The organism is Vibrio sp. 1401, from assembly GCF_033340295.1.
Genome location: NZ_JAWOWF010000631.1, coordinates 1 through 576 on the forward strand (window position 1 = coordinate 1; position 576 = coordinate 576).

Consider the following 576-nt stretch of genomic DNA (forward strand, 5'->3'; position numbering starts at 1 on the left):
GGAGGCCGAAGCCAAAGCCGATAAGCGAGGTCTCTGGGCATTACCGGAATCGGAGAGAACTCCCCCTTGGGAGTGGCGAAGAAAGCACTAACCACACCCCAGAGTATGCAGGTGTAAACAGTAACCAAGAAAACAAACAGGAATAACGATGAACAAAAGTGAACTGATTATGAAAGTGGCCGAAGACGCTGACATTAGCAAAGCAAAGGCCGAAGCTGCGGTAAATGCGCTGATCAACTCAGTGACAGAGGAGCTTAAAGCGGGTGGGACAGTAGCGCTCACTGGGTTTGGTACTTTCCACGTTAAGGAACGCGCAGCGCGAACCGGGCGGAATCCCCAGACTGGAGAGAACATCCAGATCGCGGCGGCCAACATTCCTGGGTTCAAAGCTGGTAAGGGGTTGAAAGACTCCGTGAACTAGATCTTAATCATGTGACACATGAATAAGGTTTACATAAGGCTCCTTCGTGGGAGCCTTATTCATATCAGACATGAATAAGGGGAAGGGATGAGATTGTCGTCAACTCAAAAAGACGTTTTGTTCATTCTATACGCAATTGAGGCCGGTGGAAAAGC

Annotated in this window: 1 protein-coding gene; it reads left to right on the forward strand. The window is 49.3% G+C overall.

Annotated features, from left to right (window positions below; all coding sequences use genetic code 11):
- The first annotated feature begins 148 nt into the window (after nucleotides 1–148).
- Nucleotides 149–421 (forward strand): HU family DNA-binding protein, encoded by a 273-nt coding sequence (locus tag R7Z77_RS27255; protein ID WP_001043047.1) that lies wholly within the window; start codon nucleotides 149–151, stop codon nucleotides 419–421.
- The last annotated feature ends 155 nt before the right edge of the window (nucleotides 422–576 follow it).